This window comes from Desulfosporosinus meridiei DSM 13257, assembly GCF_000231385.2.
GTDB lineage: Bacteria > Bacillota > Desulfitobacteriia > Desulfitobacteriales > Desulfitobacteriaceae > Desulfosporosinus > Desulfosporosinus meridiei.
The window spans coordinates 4288341-4303979 of sequence record NC_018515.1; the positions used below are offsets into that span (position 1 = coordinate 4288341).

A 15639-nucleotide genomic window follows, 5' to 3' on the forward strand; every position below is an offset into this window, starting at 1 on the left:
CTCACATTATTGTGCAGCCATCGACGGCAAGAACTTGTCCTGAAACATACCCGGACAAATCTGAAGCAAAAAAAACGCAGGCTCGTGCTATATCTGAAGGTTCCGCCAGGCGCCCCATGCTGATGTTGGCAATTCTGCCTTTTAACTTTTCAATATCTGCACCCTGCATCATCTCTGTTTTGGTGAGACCCGGCGCAACGGAATTCACCCGGATATTTTTCGAGGCAAGCTCTTTGGCGGCAGATTTTGTCAAAGCTATCACCGCACCCTTTGTTGCCGAATAGACCAGTTGACCCGGGTTGCCTCTGATACCGACCATTGACGAGATGTTGATAATGCTGCCGCCCCTTTCTTGTCTGGACATCAGCCTGCTTGCCATTTGCAGCATTTCAATGGTGGCAAAGACATTAATGGAAAACATTCGTTCCATATTTTCCGGGGATATCATCCCGATCAGCTCGTTATATTCAACCCCTGCATTGTTCACAAGGACATCGAGCCGTTGTTTTTCCTTTCTTATCTGACTAAAAGCATTCCGAACCGCAGCCGGATCAGTTATGTCAAAATAAAGGGGGGTAATTCCCTGACGCATACTGCTTTCCGTAAGCCAGGAATCTAGCGAACCTTCTCTGGCGTCATTGGCATACACAAAAGCACCTTCAGCGGCCAAGCTTTCAGCGATTGCACGACCGATACCTCTTCCCGCACCGGTGACAATACATACCTTATCTCTTAATAAGCCTGTCATTCTTACCTCCTGAAATCATTCTAAAAATCATTAAAGGAAATCTTATACTTTTCCAGTATCCTCATACCGTTCTCATAGGAACCAAATGAAAGTATATCTTCAATTTCAAACAGAACATTAAAAGTATCTTCAAGCTCTGTTATCAAGGACAGGTGAGCAATTGAATCCCAATTCTCTACATTATTAAAGGTAAAGTCTTTGTTTAACTGACTGTCATTGATATTGAATAAGGTGGTGAAAATCTTGTTGTATTTTTGCCGGTTATTCATAGCTCGCATCTCCTTAATAAACTCCGTAAAACTCCTTAAAAACTTGAATTTTACCGTGTACTTCTGGCAGGATTCCCAAAAACCTTGGTATTGTTCTCTACATCATTGATCACAACACTGCCCAGACCAACATAAACGTCATCGCCAATTCGTTTACTGGGCACAATTGCTGCATGACTGCCCAGAAAAACCCTCTTGCCCAATTTGACCTCTCCATTAACACCACAGTGGGAAGATATGGTGGTGTAATCCCCAACCCAAGCATCATGGCCAATCTTCGAAGACAACAATGTGACAAAATCCCCTACATAGGCGTCGGGTCCTATCCCCGAATTGGGGTAGGCCACCAAGCCAATACCATAGCCTGCGCTTTCGGCAATTCTGGCGGTGGGATGAATAACGGATACAAATTCCGCACCCCGCTCCATAAGCAGCTGGGTTACCTTTTCTTTAAGCACCGGTGAAGCAATGCCCAAAGCAAAGCATTGATTTTCCTCAACCTTCCAGTCTGCTATTTTGCCGATGATTTGATAGCTGCTTTTTTTATCAGTCAATTTATCTAAATTGTCATCAATAAAACCCAACACATTCCAGGTAGGCTTATTTTCATTGATGTCCTTCACCCACTCCAGAACTTCCCGCCCGTGCCCTCCGGCACCAACAATAATCAGATCTTTCACATCATAACCCCGTTTATTCTCTAGCATTTTCGAACTTCTCCCATTCCAGGACAACCAGTTTTTGATTGATTCTTTGCTTTTTGGGTTTTAAATCCTCCGAATAGGCATTTAGGTCTAATAATCTCTTTTTCACGTAATCGTCAAAAATTCCTATAACCCTGGCCGGGTTCCCCCCAACAATAGTATTTTCCGGAACATCTTTGGTAACAACACTCCCTGCCGCTACAATTGCCTGAGGACCAATCCGGACATTATATAAAATGGTAGAATTAGCACCGATAAAGACATCGTCCATGATCTCAATACAACCGATTTTTTCTGTAAACTTATGATCAGGAAATGCTTTATTCAGTATGTTATGAGTTACATCATGGGTGAGAAAAGTCACATTCGAGGCAACCATAATATTGTTATGGAAACGAATTAATCGACCATAGAGGGGAATTTTTCTGGACTGAATCATAACATTCTCGCCCATGGCGTTGTAAATTCTTTTCTTTTTGGCAAATTCCGCCCGCCGAAATCCATTGCTGATCAATGCCATTCTCACCATCAGCCAATAACGCTTAATGTGCATCCTATTCTCCCTCATTATTAACGCCTATCCTTAATCCTTATATGGCAGAGGTTCATCTTACAAATATCTCAGGCCCTAAATGTTCTATTCTCAGCCCCACCAAACTCTTCCATGGTCTGATTCCCAGACTGATTAACCCCGCTCCTGAGCAGAACAATCGCCAAAGTCTTAAGGAAAATCCTTAAATCCAAGCAAAAGGAAATATGCTCAACATACCAGACATCATATTTAAAACGTGTCTCCCAGCCAACCTGATTACGGCCATGAATCTGTGCCCAGCCGGATATTCCCGGTGTCACTTCATGCCGCCGCATCTGTTCAGGCGTGTAACGCTCTAAATACTGCACCATCAGTGGACGGGGACCAATGAAACTCATATCCCCTTTTAAGATATTAAAAAGCTGGGGCAGCTCATCCACACTAAGCTTTCGCAAAATCCCACCGACAGGAGTCAGACGTTCCATATCGGCTAAGGGACGACCATCTTTCTCCCTCTCCAGGCGCATGGTACGAAACTTGTAAATCGTAAATACTACACCATCTTTACCTGGCCGCTCTTGTTTAAAGAGTAGGGGACCCCGAGATCCTAACTTAATGGCAATGGCTGCACAAAGCATAATCGGGGCTGCAATAATCAACAAAAGAATTGAAAACAATAAATCCAACACTCTCTTGACCTTAACGTAAGACGGCATGGTCACTCTACACTCCCAGTTCACATCATCTTCAGCCGTGCTTCAGAATCAGAGATAGAGGCATTGCCAATAGCTCTCCGAACCTCAGCCACAACCCTATCGATTTGCTCCTCAGTGATATTGTTAAAAAACGGAATTGCCAAAGTACCCCTGGCAACATGCTCTGTAACCGGCAAATCCCCTTCCTTATAGCCAAACATCTCTCGGTAGAAAGGCTGAAGGTGTATCGCAGTGAAGTATGGCCTGCAGCCGATCCCCCGATCTAAGAGATTTTGCATGACAAGATTTCGATCAATCCAGGGTTCAAACCTAATGACAAAAACAAACCAACTCATTTTCGCTCTCTCGTCAATGGCCGGAAGAATAACCCCTTTAACATTCTTTAATTTTTCCATATACAAATCTGCGGCTCGCTGACGTTTAGCCAGAATCTCATCAATACGTTCTAATTGGGCAATACCAAGAGCGCAACAGATATCACTTATCCGATAGTTGTAACCGAGCCGAACATGATCGAGCCACTGAGTATCAATGCCCCGTCCTTGATTGCGAAGACTGTAACATAACTCAGCCAGGTTTTCATTGTTCGTAACAACCACTCCGCCCTCACCCGTTGTCATTTGCTTATTCGGATAAAAGGCAAAGACCCCGGCATTAGACATCGTCCCGGCTTTCTTGCCATTCCACTCTGCCCCAATCGCCTCGCAGGAGTCTTCAATAATAGCTAAGCCATGTTTTAGGGCAATACGTCGGATGTCATTCATGTTGGCAGGCTGCCCAAAAACATGAACCGGTAAGATGGCTTTGGTTCTTGCGGTAATCTTCTCTTCAATTTGTGCTGTATCCAAGTTATAGGTCTTCTCATCAATATCTACAAACACAGGTTTAGCCCGTTCAAATAACATACAATTACTGGAGGAAATAAAACTAAAGGAGGTAGTAATTACTTCATCACCATCCTTTATTCCCAGAGCAGCTATAATCATATGTAAACCACTGGTTCCGCTATTACAGGCTATTGCATACTGGGTTCCGGCGTAAGCTGCCATTTTTTCCTCAAACTCATTTAATTTGGGCCCTAAACTTAACTGATTGGAGTCTAAGACCGCCAGTACGGCTTGTTTTTCTTTCTCTGTGATATCTGGTCTTGCTAACGGAATCATCTAAAAACCCTCCCTATCTCTTGCTTCCCCGGAAGTTGTTGGAACCCCGGCACAACCTCAGCCAACTCTTGGATGATCTCTTCCCTGGTCAAGTACGAACCCCTTTCCCTAATCAACTGAACCAACCCCTCAATCCCTGCAACATTAATTCCATTGGGCTTTGCGACAAAAATTCTCTGATGTTTCGTACTCGTAGTCCCCTCTTCCGCCGTGAGCAGCTCCTCAAATAACTTTTCCCCGGGACGTATGCCTGTATATTCAATCTTAACGTCCACATCCACATCGAACCCTGACAACCGGATTAAGTCTCTTGCCAAATCAACAATTTTGACCGGCTTTCCCATATCCAGAATGAAAACCTCCCCGCCCCGAGCCATGGCACCGGCCTGAATCACCAGCTGGGCCGCTTCCGGAATCGTCATAAAGTAGCGAACCATCTCAGGATGAGTCACTGTCACGGGACCACCCTTGGCAATCTGCTTCTTGAACGTGGGAATGACACTTCCCCGGCTCCCCAGGACATTGCCAAAGCGGACGGCGACAAAACGAGTCTGGGATTGTTCGTCGAAACTTTGAATGATCATCTCGGCTACACGTTTGGTGGCCCCCATAATACTCGTCGGATTGATGGCCTTATCTGTAGAAATAAGGACAAAAATTTTAACATGGGCAGCATCCGAGATCTCTGCCACGTTATAAGTTCCTAGGATATTGTTCTTCAAGGCTTCTTCAGGATTTCGCTCCATGAGCGGAACATGCTTATGAGCAGCGGCATGAAAAACAACTCCCGGTTTGAACCTGCGAAAAACCAATTCCACCTTTTCTCGATCCTTCACGTCCAGGATTTCTGTAACCAGGTTAATCTCGGGACATTCCGAACGCAGTTCTTGCTCGACATCAAAAATGCTGTTCTCGCCCCGTCCCACCAGGATAAGCTTCTGCGGGTTAAATCGACATATTTGCCGGCAGAGTTCCGAGCCGATGGACCCACCGGCTCCTGTAATTAAGACGGTTTCTCCCTCTAAATAACCCGCTACTTCCTCAATATCAAGATTCACCTGCTCCCTTCCCAATAAATCTTCGATCTGCACTTCGCGGATTTTTAAGCTGTCCACCAATCCGCTGAAATAGTTGTAAATGCCGGGAATGATCCTAATGACAATCCCACTCTTTTCGCAAATCTCCGTCATATCCCGAATCACATCCCCCGGCGCTGAAGGCATGGCAATAATGACCTCTTCAATTTCATGGGATTTGACAACTCGTGTGATATCCTTCCTGGTTCCCAAGACGGGAATTCCCATCAATTTAAGCTTTTGCTTTTCCGGAGCATCATCGATGATCCCGATGGGGTAACCTTCACGATAATTGCTGTTTTTCAGTTCACGAACCGCTAAGGCCCCGGCATCTCCTGCCCCAATAATCAGCACTCGCTTCGGTATTCCGGACAAATGCAGATTGAAAACACTATCTTGTAATATCCGTCCCAGGAAACGAGAGCCTCCGATTAAAAACGTGGTGGTCAGCCATAATAACACGGCTACCGTGTTGGGATAACGCATCGGGGCTAAAAAATAAATGACGAGTATTACACTACTCGTTCCAACCGTTACGGCATAAACGATTGAAAGAAGTTCATTGATACTGGCATACTGCCAAAGCCGTTTATAGAGGCCAAATAATGAGAAGATGACTAAGTAAATGAGGGTTCCGGCCCAAGCTGTGTGATAATATGTCAAGAAATATTCCTGAGGAATATCTCCTTCAAAACGCAGGTAGAAACTTCCAAATGCCGCTAAGTTAACCAGTACTCCATCAATTAACATTAACGCTAAGGATTTCCGGTTAAATTTCATGAATAAACCTTCCTTTACAGTAGTACAATACGGAATCATCGCCTCCTTACTCAAATTTTTCTGCTTCGTTCAACGTTTTGTTGATATCATCGAGAAAGACGGCTAGATAGTTCTCTTAGAATATTAAGGACTCAATCGATTCTCAAATGCCTTCGTCTGTTTTAGTACAGTTATGAGCCAACCCTTTGGTTTGAATTTATTATAAGTCGCTTCCAATATTTGTACATCCGTAGAAACTACGGGAAAAACAAATAAATTTCCAGTATTTACTACAGGGTGCCTTCGGGGTCGGGCAGCTTCGCCACATCCGCTCACCAGCATTCCGAGGCTCGCCTACTCGCCAGCGCGGGAGCTCCGCCAAACCTCCAGGTAATACCTGATGTGAACCCGTGGCTCCGCTGCCCCGCGCCGGCTTGCAGGCTTCACCGCCTCTCCATGCAATGGGTTCACTCCTGTGGACGAAGCTGCCCTGACTCTCGGGTCTGACTGGGGTTTTTCAGAGTAGCCTTTCATGCCGCTTACACTCCCAACAAACTGGCTGAAGGAGCGCTTGTCTGCTAAGCGGATGCGTCAGTGGAGCCGCGCTAAGGCGAGCGCCGACGGTTCGCGTCCCCGTAGCGCGCCGCAGGTTCACATGCAGAAATATGGAGCAGTATCATTTTAGTTGAGTCAGAAAACTCGTAAATCTGGAAAGAATGGTTGTGAAAGGATGGATATTCCAGATGCGAGATTATGACGATGACTTTAAAGAAGAAGCTATCAAATTGTCCTATGAATTAGGACCCACCAAAGCCTCCAGACAATTAGGCATACCTTCAACGACATTACGTACATGGCGCGACAAATTAAATAAACATGGCGATCAAGCCTTTGTAGGTAGTGGTCACCCGCGTATCGACCCTAAAACTGCAGATATAGCTGCATTGGAAAAGAAGATCAAAGAACTGGAATCAGCTAACGATATTTTGAAAAAAGCATTAGGTTTTTTCGCCGAGAGCCAAAAGAGATAGCTGCACGAGAACTATTCAGATTTATACGGGTACAAAAGATTAAAGAACCAACTAAGCATAGTATCAAAGAATTTTGTAAGGTACTAAAAGTTAGTGAGGCCGGTTATTACAAATGGCTACGCCTCCAAAATCGCCCCTATAAATATAATGACCTTTTGGCTAAAATCCTTGAGATTCGTGCAGAAAATCCGGACTATGGACCCTATCGAATTTATTTGGAGTTGAAGCTTTTTCACAATTACACCCAAAGCTATTATCTGATCCTGAAACTTTGCAAAGAGCATAAGCTTAGACTCAAGAAGAAGTTCTATGCCAAAGGGATTACCAAGGCAGATCCATCAGCACAAGCCAGTGAAAACTTGATTCAACAAGATTTTAGTGCCTCGTTACCTAATCAGAAGTGGCTGGGGGACATCACAGAAATCCCAACTTCTGACGGAAAGCTCTATCTTGCTGCAATACTAGACTGTTTTGACGGAAGCATTGTCGGGTTTAAAATGGCTGATAACATGAGAGCTGAGCTTTGCGTCGATGCCTTCTTATCTGCCGTCAAAAAATATCCAGCTACTGGAATGATCTTTCATAGCGACAGAGGAAGTCAATATACCAGTAAACTTTACCGAGAAACTTTGGCCCGGTATGAGGCAGTCCAAAGTATGAGCAATACCGGGAAATGTTTTGATAATGCTAGAATGGAATCGTTTTTTGCTACACTAAAGAAAGAGAAAATCTATAAGTACAAAACAGAAACCATGAGCATGAATGTTGTTAAAAGCATGATCTTTAGGTTTATAGAAGTCTACTATAATCGTAAAAGAATTTACACGACTAATGACGGCTATCCTCCTCTGATCAAGCGTTTAAACTATTACAAAGAGCAGTTAATAAAAGCATCTTAAAAAATGGGCAGTCAAGGTCTTGCTCCTCAAAATTGTCGCAAGACCCATCTCAATTATTTTATGGTGAAGTTCGTCAAGGTCAGGTTGTATTTTCCAGAGAAAAGATTTCTGGAAAATCTCCACCTTACCCTTGACTTCACACCAACTACCGGATATCAACAAGGGCAATCTTATGCCAGAATTACGAGTTTAGGGACTAAACTAAATTTGACAATTCCAATACCCAGAGGTTCGGACGCGCTCGCGAACCGTCCAGCGAGCCAGCGGCGCAACTCGCAGACGCGTGCAGACAAGCGCTCCGCCCCAAAGCTAGACAGAAGAACCGTCCCCTGTCTCCCAGGAGGTGTCTTCAGGCTAGTACAAAAAAAAACGCTTTGAACGGGCTTAAAAAGACGTTCAAAAGCGTTTTTTCTCACTATTAAGAGTCTATAACTGGATTGCTAATCATTCTTTAGCTAATCCTATCCCCCATCCCCTGATCCTTGGTATAAATCAATACCGCCTCTAAGCGGGATTTAGCGCCTAACTTTGACAAGATATTGCTGACATGGAAATCCACAGTGCGGTTTTTAATCTCCAAGGCAGCTGCGATCTCTTTATTGCGCAAGCCCTGGGCAATTAATTCGATGATTTCTTGTTCCTTGGGAGTCAGAAATGTACCGGATATTTTTTTTGACTCCATGGTATTCGTTCTCATCTCTTCGCCGACAATTACAGATCTAAGATAGGGGGCCATGTTTTGAGAAAAATAGTACTGACCACTACTGCTTGAGACCTGCAAGATTGCCGCTGTCATTTCACTTTTTGTACAGTCTTTAAGCAGAAAGCCATTAGCGCCTTTATTTAAGGAAGCATTAACATACCCCTCCGGGCTTTGTCCCGTAAGCATAATAATCTTAACATTGGGAGCTATCCCTTTAATTTTTTCGATCAAATCAGTTCCGCTGAAATCCGGCAGATTAATATCCAGTAATACCACGTCCGGATGTTTTGTCTGCACTAGTTTTAAACATTCACTGCCATTCTTAGCCGTTCCCACGACAGAGATATAGGACTCAGACGAAAGCAATGATACAGTACCTTCCGCAAAGAGTGTATGGTCATCTACTACTACAACTCTTAAAGATTCCTCCAAACTAGAAGCCATAACTTCCTCCCTCAGTAATTTTAAGTAAGTACACTATCGTAATTAGACTATAACCTGTGAAACCCTGACTCTGTGAAATTGTCAGCTCTATCACACTCTAAATCAGAATAGACGCCTTAAGCATCACTCCCTGACCGATCTTTGAAGTGATAGAAAACTCCCCACCCAAGCTTTCTATCCGTTCTTTCATGCCAATGATTCCGAAATGATGGCCCGTTAATGACCAATCGGCTATCTCCTGGGGGTCAAACCCTTTACCGGAATCCTTCATAATCATTTCGATTTTCTGATTGACCAAGGAAATGGTGACATTAACTCTGGATGAACCAGAGTGCTTGATAACGTTATTAATTCCCTCTTGCAAAAATCGAAAGGCTACCAGTTCAATATCCTCTTTAAACCGAGCCTCTCTACTCATTCCCATGACTTCCAGGACTATAACCAAAAGCTCTTTTTGCATTATTTGCTCAAACATGACCTCGACAGCAGGAATAAGACCCAAATCCCGCAAAGAAGATGGGCGCAAATTACTGCAAATTGAACGAAGTTCATAATTCAAATCCTCTATCATATCCTGCATTACTGAGATCGCTTGAAAACTATTACTTTCACTGGAGAAATTAGTAATTAATTCTTTCATCCTGCGGTTTAGATCTAAGCCTATCTGTAATGATCCGTCATGTATTTCCCGCGCCAGAACTTTCTTTTCTTCCTCAAGGTTACTAAATAATAAGCGATTAATGACTTCCAATCCCTGGCTTCTTCGTTGTGTTTCCCGAGACTTTTTCTCCATGACATTTATTTCCCTGGACAATTGCTTCATGAGATGGATCACTTGGAGGCGTTGACCTAATTGATAACACGCAGTAGTGAGTAACAGTACTTCATTTGCTTTAAATTTGATATAAGAACGACGATGGCCCAGGAACATTCCGCAGGTAAACTCTTCGGAAACAAAGGGTATGTACAATTCCGCAGGAAAATTGCCAGAAAAACACTCGATGGAATGCCCCGTGTTTTTAGCTATTCGATAATAATCTTCCATGATGGATTGTTCTGTTGTATTGCCCAGATATCGTCCTGCCGCACTTTTTGTGTACCACCCTTTCTGATCCTCTGCTATAACAAAGGCACCTTCCAACCCCAGCTGACTCACTAACTCTTCGACGATTAAAGCTTCATTCATCGAGGATGGATTCCCGTGTAATTCAACAATTTTAGTTTCAATCCCACAACTTCCCTGAGTAAAGACGCACTTATCAGCGGCATAATCCACGAAAGCTTTAAAAAGGTTAAAGATGACCAGGGCCATCCCGGTTAACGACAACCATAATAGAAAAGTCTCAAGGTTTAAATCCTTAATCACTCCTATTAGAAATAAAAAATAAGTAAAAAGCACACATGTCAAAATACCGGAAACCAGAGATATAATGAGGGACTCGAGAAACATACGGCCATCCGGCAAACTCTTATTTAGGACAACATAACTAAGGGTAATTGGAACAATTACAATAAAAAGAGCACTAACCTTCGGATTAGCGATAAGCGGGGCATCAATAAGGATAGGAACCGCTGTAAGGATTACAAAGGGCAGCAACCCCATGGCCAGACCCGCAAGCACAATGGCTCCCTGATTCTTCTCCGGCTTATCAGCGGGTAATTTAATAAGCCAAACTAAATTCCCTAAAACTGTAACCGTACCGATCAGCCCATTAACGAGGGGGAGCTTTCTAATTTCAACAACCTCAATAACAACCCCTAAGCCATTTAAAACAAGGATCGTAACAACAAGGGCTGAAATAAGGCCTAAGACCCAAATGATAAGTTGGTTTAATCGATTAACCTTGTTAGTAAAGACAGAAACAAACTTCACTAATAGGACCGGTACGAGGGAGAAACCAATGGCCTCTAATTCTCTCGCCAAGACTAATCCACGACTGGAGACTGGGGCTAAGATTATGACCAATCCGGCCAGCCAATTTAACCAGAACAGAGCATGAGCTTTTATAAGGAAAGGACGCTTTAATACTGTAACCAGGCCTATCAGCCAAAAGATAACTCCTAAAGCCGCCATCGGGAGTTCACTTAACAATGTATAGGTAAAAGGCGGGTTCTCTATTTGGACAACACTCATGGGCATTTCAGGACTTTTTACCGTAAGGGTTGAAGCTCCTTCTGCCTCCCCCCACTTTTTAGTAGAAGGATACTTTCCCGGTTCGTCGTTGTTAACTTTTATAACCATATCCCCTGCACGAATTCCCAATCGATAACCCTCGCCATGGGGATCACTAAACTTTACGGTCCAGTTACCGTCAATACTTTTAAGGCTTAGGCCTACATAGGGTTGATTGAACAGAATAACAACATAGACAAGACAAACTATAATAAAGGCGACATTAGCAGTTCGAAGTGCTAGCCGCCTAAACATTTTATCCAACAAGCTGAATCAACTTCTCTTTTCTTTTTTCCGAAATTGGGATACGGTTTAAAATCTCCAGCGCACGCTGCTTATACATCTCGTGAATTACTGAACAATAATGACCAGCCCCCTCATTGATAACCAATTCTCTTAACTGTCTTTTTTCATTGGTCCCGAATTTAGCTAAACCTTTGCTTGCCAAAGTACTAAGGTACTTTAACTCTTCAGCTTCTATCTCATTAAGAACATTAAGAAGATAAACAAAGGGGAGAGTTTTCCTGCCTTTAATGAAATCACTTTTAGTTTCCGGATTTAGAAAGTCATCGAGATCATTTTTGATTTGACTCATGATTCCTAAACACATTCCGAATTGTTCTAACTGATCGACAAGTGCTTGATCAGCTCCTCCTAAGATCGCCCCAATTTTACAAGCGCCGGCAGTTAAGCCGCCAGATTTTTTATGAATAATCTCAAAATATTCTTCAAGAGTAATTTTCTCTTTACTGTCATTCAAAAACTCCTGAATTTGTCCGTCACAGGCTTGTAACCCCATCTGGTTAAGAACCTTGCTTGCTTCCTCGAAATACCTGGAATTAGATAAAGTCGAAAGGGCTTGGTAGCTAAGAACCAGGATACAAGCAGCGAAATTAACCGCTTGGGCAGGAGGAACTTTACGCCAGGGCAGACTGTTATTATCTTGGTCTTGAATATCGTCCAAAATATCAGCTGCCAAGGCGTAGAGTTCCATAGCAACGGCTCCCTGCAAACCTTCTTCTAAGGCCCCCCCAGTGCTGTCGCAAGTTATAAGCGTTAATTGGGCCCACCCATACCTGCCCTTGATTCTAAAACCGGCATCAAGCCAACAATCAATTATGCTTACGACACCCTTGCTAAGCCCTGATCTGCTCAAAAGCAGTTCTATTTCCTTCGCAATATTTCCGTCCATATTCATGGTATAACTTTGTCCCCTTTTATACCCAATAGAGAGTCGGTTTCATGATAGCCGCTGAAGAATTACCCGACAATTTTTCTTGCGAGAACACTTTTGCTATGGCGTTCAATTCGCAGTTAGTCATTTCGCGGTTAGATTTTAACTTTGGTATTTCTACTGAGCTGCGATTTGGGTTTTTAGCTAATTCGTGAACTAATTCAGCAATGTTGTCAAAGTTCAATTAAATTACCCCTTTCTCTTTAAATAAGTTTGACATCCTTTCCTAAATTCCTCCTATTTCGGGAAATATTACGAAAATCTACATATTTGTTTCCTTCTACTCCACTCATTATCTACAGATCAGACATCTTGTTCCCCTTCTTCTTCCTATCCTCTAAAGAGTTATAATAGTTGTAATAGTAATACTCATTGGTATCCATCTCCACTTTATTGAGAACCGCCCCGAGGATCTTAATCTCCAACTGATCCAGCAGTCCCTTGGCTTTTTGCGCATAACCCTTGTCCACTTCCCCCGAGGCTAAGACCAGGATGACACCATCAACCTCCTGGGCGAGAATCAGTGCATCTGTAACGGCAATAACGGGAGGAGTATCGATGAGAACCATGTCAAATTCCCCACTGACTTCCTCGATTAAACCTTTCATCCGGTTGGACCCCACAAGCTCGGCAGGATTTGGAGGAATGGGACCAGCTGGAAGAAGCCGAACACTTGGCACAGCTGTATCCCAGACAGGTTTTCGATAGTCCTGATCCTCAACCAGGTAAACCGATAACCCCACTCTATTATCTACCCCAAATAGTTTATGTTGAGTGGGATTACGTAAATCAGCGTCAATAATCAGCACAGATTTTCCGGATTGAGCGATACTTACCGCAAGATTAGCGACGGTATGAGATTTTCCCTCCCCGGGACCTGAGCTTGTTACCGCTATTATTTGAGTGTTTGAATCCACACTCGTAAACTGAACATTTGTTCTAAGCGCCCGATAGGCCTCCGAGATTGGAGATTTTGTTTGCTCAAAGGTGATTAACGAATAGACCAATAAAACCGTCTCCTCTTGCCCTTATTTTCCTATTTTATAATCTGGAATGATTCCCAGCACTGGAATCCCTAAAAGCTTCTCAATATCACTTGAGGTCTTAACCGTGTTATCCAGATATTCCAGCAGGAAGACCAAGCCAAGAGACGCCATAAGACCCGCAACAAAGGCAATCAGTATGTTCAGCAATTTATTGGGCTTAATGGGCTTATCCGGGATCACTGCAGTATCCACAATGCTTACACTATCTACTTTTTTAATTTCAATGACAGCCTTAGAAAACTCTTGCGCCATTGTGTTGGCTATCGAGGCTGCCAGCTCAGAGTTTGTATTGCTCGCCTGGATTTCCAAGATTTCTGTCGTCTTCACTGGATTTATGGAGATCAGACGGTCGAGTCCTTCAACCGTAAGCTCTAAGTCCAGTTCATCGATCACTTTTTGTTCGACGGTGCGACTCTGCGCGATCAGAGCATAGGTTTTGGCAAGTTGTTGGTTCGCTAGAAGTACATTATTATCGAGCATCTTGACTGCCTCTTGCCCAGACTCCGCAGCTTTCTTTCCCACGATCAAGGTGGTTGAAGCTCGATAAACCGGTTTTATGACATAAAAACTAATAACCCCACTGGTGAGTGCCGCGATGAGTGGCAGAGCCACCACGATGATCCATCGTTTTCGCAACAAATCCCAATACTGCCTTAAATCTACTTTTTCTTCCATGTCGACCCTCCCAAAAGTTATACTTTCTGCCTAGTACAAAAAAAGCAGAGAGCTGGAATCCCCAACTCTCTGTATAATCCGATATGTCTCCCGCAACCAGCGTATGCAGTACATGCGTTGAGGCAATCAAATTAATTAACAGTCACTGCGATCCTAATTAATTCGTTCGCTTCTACTTGTAAGTCATTCCTCCTATAGGCAGTAATGAATGTTGTACCTTTTGTAGTACCGGCTTTGATAGAAGAGCCGTCCTCAGCAACCGTTACAATTGCTGAATTATCAGATTTCCAAAACAGCAGACTTCCAACATTTAAGGAACCGGTATCTATCCCTTTAAGAGAAAGAGCAAGTTTGGGTTTATTAGCACGTTTCTTCAAAGTAAGCGGCGTCCAGGGATCAGTGATAGTTCCATTGATTTTGCATTCGATCTGAGAACGGATAACAGACATAGCCATTGCCTTTTGAGCGGCATTCGTAGGGTCAATAACCGCCCCTACCTGTTCTTGGGTTTCAACAAGTAACTCGATATTCCAGTCAATATCTGCAAGCTTTTGATTAAAAACGTAATACTTACTATTTTCACGATCCGTAACCTTGTGTAGGGCTGTTCTCAGTAATTGAACTAATTTGCCCTTGATTAGCTCAGCCGAGATTTCTGTACTGGAATAGCCTAGGATTGCCATTAAACCGAAGGGATTTTGTTTGACTTCTTGTTTGATCTCTTTTTGCAGCTCATCTTGGGTAGCCAGTATAAAACTATAGAATAGTTCAATTTTAAAATCATCTCCGAAAAGCGTCCTGAATGTTCTCCCATTCTCAGTTTCAAACGATATGAGCGCACTTTCCATAGCAGCCTTATCATCAGAATAATTGAGCCCTTGAAGATCTAGGAGGGATTTAACGATTGCCGCTTTTGCATCCTCTCTCGTAGCCCCTTTTGCTTCGAATCTTGCAACCACTTGATCCGTCAAAAGTCCATCCAGGGCACTGCTTAACGTCCCATCTTGCACTGCAATCAATAAGTTTGTTCTAGCTTCCTTCAGGGAATCTTTTTCACTGGGATTAAGATAGCCACGGTAGGACAGCATTTCAGTTACGATTTCCTGAAGAGATGCCGTATGTGAGAAACCACCACGTTGGGCGATTAGGGACCCAATTTGGGTTTCAGTTTCTGCGCTTGGGCTAGGGAGAGTTGGGACTGTACCCTCAGCCACAGCATTGAATGGAATCATAGTAAGTACCATACCCGCAATAGCTAATGAAGCTAAGGCTTTTTTTGTTTTTTTCATGAAGTGAATTTCTCCTCTCATTACTTTGAAGATTATCCTCTTACCATTTATTCACTTAAACTACATTGTTTAAAATTTATTATAGGATTGATCCGATCTTTGTACATCCGTATAAACTACAGGTAAATAAAAAAAGAACCCGGTGGTTCCTACAGGTAGAACTATATTCTTATGATAT

16 protein-coding genes are annotated in these 15639 nt (G+C 43.2%); 2 read left to right on the forward strand and 14 right to left on the reverse strand.

Features of this window, described 5'->3' with window-relative positions; all coding sequences use genetic code 11:
• Window position 1: 1 nt before the first annotated feature.
• From DESMER_RS19815 to DESMER_RS19845, 7 genes are all read right to left on the reverse strand, one after another.
• On the reverse strand, window positions 2–748 hold the full coding sequence (locus tag DESMER_RS19815) for an SDR family NAD(P)-dependent oxidoreductase (RefSeq protein ID WP_014904852.1): 747 nt from the start codon (window positions 746–748) through the stop codon (window positions 2–4).
• A 20-nt stretch (window positions 749–768) separates the two neighbouring features.
• Complete coding sequence (locus DESMER_RS19820) at window positions 769–1017, reverse strand: acyl carrier protein (RefSeq protein WP_014904853.1); 249 nt, start codon at window positions 1015–1017, stop codon at window positions 769–771.
• Between the two features lie 50 nt (window positions 1018–1067).
• A complete protein-coding gene (locus tag DESMER_RS19825; RefSeq protein ID WP_014904854.1) occupies window positions 1068–1724 on the reverse strand; it encodes an acetyltransferase in 657 nt (218 codons plus the stop codon).
• The gene (locus tag DESMER_RS19830; protein ID WP_014904855.1) at window positions 1711–2274 is read right to left on the reverse strand and encodes an acyltransferase; all 564 of its coding nucleotides are present in this window, start codon (window positions 2272–2274) and stop codon (window positions 1711–1713) included. Before DESMER_RS19830 ends, DESMER_RS19825 begins: the two co-directional genes overlap by 14 nt.
• 68 nt (window positions 2275–2342) lie before the next feature.
• A complete protein-coding gene (locus DESMER_RS19835; protein ID WP_042334028.1) occupies window positions 2343–2969 on the reverse strand; it encodes a sugar transferase in 627 nt (208 codons plus the stop codon).
• Between the two features lie 20 nt (window positions 2970–2989).
• The gene (locus DESMER_RS19840; RefSeq protein WP_014904857.1) at window positions 2990–4132 is read right to left on the reverse strand and encodes a DegT/DnrJ/EryC1/StrS family aminotransferase; all 1143 of its coding nucleotides are present in this window, start codon (window positions 4130–4132) and stop codon (window positions 2990–2992) included.
• Window positions 4129–5988: a polysaccharide biosynthesis protein gene (locus tag DESMER_RS19845; RefSeq protein ID WP_042334031.1), complete on the reverse strand. Its 1860-nt coding sequence runs from the start codon at window positions 5986–5988 to the stop codon at window positions 4129–4131. Before DESMER_RS19845 ends, DESMER_RS19840 begins: the two co-directional genes overlap by 4 nt.
• Window positions 5989–6710: 722 nt before the next feature.
• Between DESMER_RS19845 and DESMER_RS19855 the strand changes: the two genes are divergently transcribed.
• Together DESMER_RS19855 and DESMER_RS19860 are read left to right on the forward strand one after the other, a co-directional pair.
• Window positions 6711–6998: a transposase gene (locus tag DESMER_RS19855; RefSeq protein WP_014902934.1), complete on the forward strand. Its 288-nt coding sequence runs from the start codon at window positions 6711–6713 to the stop codon at window positions 6996–6998.
• 38 nt (window positions 6999–7036) lie between these two features.
• Window positions 7037–7897 carry an IS3 family transposase gene (locus tag DESMER_RS19860; RefSeq protein ID WP_083856473.1) on the forward strand — a complete coding sequence of 287 codons (861 nt, stop codon included), beginning with the start codon at window positions 7037–7039 and terminating at the stop codon, window positions 7895–7897.
• A 451-nt stretch (window positions 7898–8348) separates the two neighbouring features.
• Here the strand turns inward: DESMER_RS19860 and DESMER_RS19865 are convergent, their stop codons facing one another.
• The 7 genes from DESMER_RS19865 to DESMER_RS19895 form a co-directional block, all read right to left on the reverse strand.
• Window positions 8349–9044 (reverse strand): response regulator, encoded by a 696-nt coding sequence (locus DESMER_RS19865; RefSeq protein ID WP_014904861.1) that lies wholly within the window; start codon window positions 9042–9044, stop codon window positions 8349–8351.
• Window positions 9045–9141: 97 nt separating this feature from the next.
• The gene (locus DESMER_RS19870; RefSeq protein ID WP_014904862.1) at window positions 9142–11472 is read right to left on the reverse strand and encodes a sensor histidine kinase; all 2331 of its coding nucleotides are present in this window, start codon (window positions 11470–11472) and stop codon (window positions 9142–9144) included.
• Between the two features lies 1 nt (window position 11473).
• Window positions 11474–12415, reverse strand: a complete 942-nt coding sequence (locus DESMER_RS19875; protein ID WP_014904863.1) for a polyprenyl synthetase family protein — start codon at window positions 12413–12415, stop codon at window positions 11474–11476.
• Window positions 12416–12434: 19 nt separating this feature from the next.
• Complete coding sequence (locus DESMER_RS19880; RefSeq protein ID WP_042334033.1) at window positions 12435–12635, reverse strand: hypothetical protein; 201 nt, start codon at window positions 12633–12635, stop codon at window positions 12435–12437.
• Window positions 12636–12747: 112 nt separating this feature from the next.
• Complete coding sequence (locus tag DESMER_RS19885) at window positions 12748–13458, reverse strand: CpsD/CapB family tyrosine-protein kinase (RefSeq protein WP_014904864.1); 711 nt, start codon at window positions 13456–13458, stop codon at window positions 12748–12750.
• Between the two features lie 21 nt (window positions 13459–13479).
• Window positions 13480–14172 carry a YveK family protein gene (locus DESMER_RS19890; RefSeq protein ID WP_014904865.1) on the reverse strand — a complete coding sequence of 231 codons (693 nt, stop codon included), beginning with the start codon at window positions 14170–14172 and terminating at the stop codon, window positions 13480–13482.
• A gap of 131 nt (window positions 14173–14303) precedes the next feature.
• Window positions 14304–15461, reverse strand: a complete 1158-nt coding sequence (locus DESMER_RS19895) for a hypothetical protein (protein ID WP_014904866.1) — start codon at window positions 15459–15461, stop codon at window positions 14304–14306.
• Between the last annotated feature and the right edge of the window lie 178 nt (window positions 15462–15639).

Excerpts from the sequence above, each read along its gene's own strand:
- DESMER_RS19815 (WP_014904852.1), bottom strand. The coding sequence starts at position 748 with ATGACAGGCTTATTAAGAGATAAGGTATGTATTGTCACCGGTGCGGGA.
- DESMER_RS19820 (WP_014904853.1), bottom strand. The coding sequence starts at position 1,017 with ATGAATAACCGGCAAAAATACAACAAGATTTTCACCACCTTATTCAAT.
- DESMER_RS19825 (WP_014904854.1), bottom strand. The coding sequence starts at position 1,724 with ATGCTAGAGAATAAACGGGGTTATGATGTGAAAGATCTGATTATTGTT.
- DESMER_RS19830 (WP_014904855.1), bottom strand. The coding sequence starts at position 2,274 with ATGCACATTAAGCGTTATTGGCTGATGGTGAGAATGGCATTGATCAGC.
- DESMER_RS19835 (WP_042334028.1), bottom strand. The coding sequence starts at position 2,969 with ATGCCGTCTTACGTTAAGGTCAAGAGAGTGTTGGATTTATTGTTTTCA.
- DESMER_RS19840 (WP_014904857.1), bottom strand. The coding sequence starts at position 4,132 with ATGATTCCGTTAGCAAGACCAGATATCACAGAGAAAGAAAAACAAGCC.
- DESMER_RS19845 (WP_042334031.1), bottom strand. The coding sequence starts at position 5,988 with ATGAAATTTAACCGGAAATCCTTAGCGTTAATGTTAATTGATGGAGTA.
- DESMER_RS19855 (WP_014902934.1), top strand. The coding sequence starts at position 6,711 with ATGCGAGATTATGACGATGACTTTAAAGAAGAAGCTATCAAATTGTCC.
- DESMER_RS19865 (WP_014904861.1), bottom strand. The coding sequence starts at position 9,044 with ATGGCTTCTAGTTTGGAGGAATCTTTAAGAGTTGTAGTAGTAGATGAC.
- DESMER_RS19870 (WP_014904862.1), bottom strand. The coding sequence starts at position 11,472 with ATGTTTAGGCGGCTAGCACTTCGAACTGCTAATGTCGCCTTTATTATA.
- DESMER_RS19875 (WP_014904863.1), bottom strand. The coding sequence starts at position 12,415 with ATGAATATGGACGGAAATATTGCGAAGGAAATAGAACTGCTTTTGAGC.
- DESMER_RS19890 (WP_014904865.1), bottom strand. The coding sequence starts at position 14,172 with ATGGAAGAAAAAGTAGATTTAAGGCAGTATTGGGATTTGTTGCGAAAA.
- DESMER_RS19895 (WP_014904866.1), bottom strand. The coding sequence starts at position 15,461 with ATGAAAAAAACAAAAAAAGCCTTAGCTTCATTAGCTATTGCGGGTATG.